At 40.3% G+C, this 2,140-nt stretch carries 3 protein-coding genes and 1 pseudogene; 2 read left to right on the top strand and 2 right to left on the bottom strand.

What is annotated here, in order from left to right:
- The first annotated feature begins 332 nt into the window (after positions 1–332).
- Entirely contained in the window at positions 333–569 is a 237-nt protein-coding gene (vapB, locus tag CBG25_RS14830) for a type II toxin-antitoxin system VapB family antitoxin (RefSeq protein WP_174891530.1), read from the top strand.
- On the top strand, positions 569–967 hold the full coding sequence (locus CBG25_RS14825; protein ID WP_174891529.1) for a type II toxin-antitoxin system VapC family toxin: 399 nt from the start codon (positions 569–571) through the stop codon (positions 965–967). Before vapB ends, CBG25_RS14825 begins: the two co-directional genes overlap by 1 nt.
- 225 nt (positions 968–1,192) lie before the next feature.
- On the opposite strand, the pseudogene CBG25_RS14820 reads toward CBG25_RS14825, so the two are convergent.
- Positions 1,193–1,600, bottom strand: a pseudogene (locus CBG25_RS14820) (ATP-binding protein); the annotation flags it as partial.
- An 18-nt stretch (positions 1,601–1,618) separates the two neighbouring features.
- Positions 1,619–1,909, bottom strand: a complete 291-nt coding sequence (locus CBG25_RS14815) for a transposase (RefSeq protein WP_290606234.1) — start codon at positions 1,907–1,909, stop codon at positions 1,619–1,621.
- Positions 1,910–2,140 lie beyond the last annotated feature (231 nt).

Below are 2,140 nucleotides of genomic sequence, written 5' to 3'. Positions count from 1 at the left end.
AATGATTGCTTTACATAAACGATTATCTCGTAACAGCCGCTCTTTGTTGATCATTTCAAACCTTTATTCTCTAAGTTAAACCTCTTTTTATTCTCAATAGCGTGACAAAAAATGCAAGTCTCTATTCAGCAACTAGTTTATTGCTTGATCAGCCTATTCGCTTGTCGCGTGCTAATGGCCTCGTATCGAAACCAGCTTTTTCGTAAATATGTCATAGTCTTATTTGATAATTTGTGTGAAAATTTTAAATAGAGATAGGTATGTACTTTAGTGTGTACATTTTATTGGAATTGAGTTAATGTATATCCATGTACACACATGGAGCATTAAGAATGCAAACAACAAAGATATTCAAAAATGGCAATTCACAAGCCGTCAGAATCCCTGCTGGGCTTGCTTTTGACAATACAGATATGGAGCTTGAAATCGAACGCATTGGCGATGAAATCCGGATTCGGCCCGCTCGTCAGTCCCTAGAAAATGTGATGGATATATTTGCTAACTTCTCATCTGATTTTATGTCTGAAGGTCGTGACACCCATGAACAAGTAGACAGGGATACCATCTGATGCCTCGCTACATGCTGGATACAAACATGTGTATTTACCTCATCAAAAACCAGCCAAAACAGGTAGCAAAGCGTTTCGCAAATTGCTTTGTTGGCGATGTTGTTATGTCGGCGATTACCTTTGCTGAATTAGACTACGGAGTAGCGGTATCCAAAGATCAAGAACGAGAGCAAAATAACCTTAATCGACTCGTAAAACTAATAAATGTAATACCATTTGATGTCAATGCTGCTCGTGCCTATGGTGCAGTTCGCATGGCCACAAGAGAGCGGAAGAAAGACCATCTAGACAAGCTAATAGCTTCACATGCTATTGCATTAAACATCATACTAGTAACTAACAATGAACGTGATTTCATCGCTTATCCAGGTCTTCAAATCGAAAATTGGATAACATAGACGCAAACGATTTGTCAGGCCATAGCGGTTTTTATTGATAGCATCTAATGAATGCTGAAAACGCCGATCGTGCTTCTTAGCCGCCTTAAAATCGACTCCTGATTACCATCTTATGCTAAAACCGCCTGTAAGCCTCTATAAGGCGTTAAAGTTCAAAAGCGCTACCATTGGTTATTTATATCGATAAAACGCCTTATAGAGCGTTATAGGCCGCTTAAAATCGACTCATGCAGCCATGCGTGAACGGTAGCTTCTCCACGTGAACGCCAAAGTACAACCGCCACCGTCGTTCATACGGTCTATAACGCGCTCCCCGATAAATCCGAACAGTTCGTTCAGGGCCAGATTGCTGATGATTATCGTCGGCTTCATGCTCTCGTAACGTGCGTTGATAACCTCAAATAAGATCATTTTTTCCGCCTCGCTACCAAACTGAACGCCCACTTCGTCGATGATAAGCAAGTCAGGCTGGGCATAGCGCTTGATGACATCAGCTTCTGAGCACTCCGCGTTTTTGCCCCAAGTTGATTTAAATTCACGGGCAATTCGCAGAACTGTCGTGAATAGCGCTGAACTTTGGTGCTCGTTGATAACGTGTTTCGCAATCGACAGTGCCAGATGATTCTTACCAGTCACGAGTTTCGCACAAAACTAATTTGGGTACGCTAATAAAACACGGATGTGCTCAGCAATAGCATTTTTGATTACGTCCCAATTTTGTTGATAAAGGGTTATTTTTTCAGATATACGACGTTTATGTTGTTCAAACCACGCAGAAATAGCGAGAAAAATATGATTTCTTTGCGCTCGGCTCGTGCGAGCCTGACAGCGTTCAATACCACAATTTTGTTTAACTTCTCGATGATAAACTTCAACAGACCAACGGGCATCCATGATAGATTTGACGTATTCACGGGTGGGATTCTCTTTGTTTGTTACTATAAACTAGTTGCTGAATAGAGACTTGCATTTTTTGTCACGCTATAGACAATAAAAAGAGGTTTAACTTAGAAAATAACGGTTTGAAATGATCAACAAAGAGCAGTTGTTACGAGATAATCGTTTATGTAAAGCAATCATTGGATTATCAGTCGAAGAATTGAAAAATTTAGCCGCTGAATTTTCAGCTTGTTATTTGATTTATCGGAAAAAGAATCGAAAAGCTCACGAGCG

This window comes from Arsenophonus sp. ENCA (genome assembly GCF_002287155.1).
Taxonomy (GTDB): domain Bacteria; phylum Pseudomonadota; class Gammaproteobacteria; order Enterobacterales; family Enterobacteriaceae; genus Arsenophonus; species Arsenophonus nilaparvatae.
The sequence above is the reverse complement of the archived record's forward strand: the minus strand, read 5'-3'. Positions and strand labels throughout refer to the sequence as shown.

Bases quoted from the DNA above. Each gene is read 5' to 3' on its own strand.
- vapB (WP_174891530.1), top strand. From the start codon at position 333: ATGCAAACAACAAAGATATTCAAAAATGGCAATTCACAAGCCGTCAGA.
- CBG25_RS14825 (WP_174891529.1), top strand. From the start codon at position 569: ATGCCTCGCTACATGCTGGATACAAACATGTGTATTTACCTCATCAAA.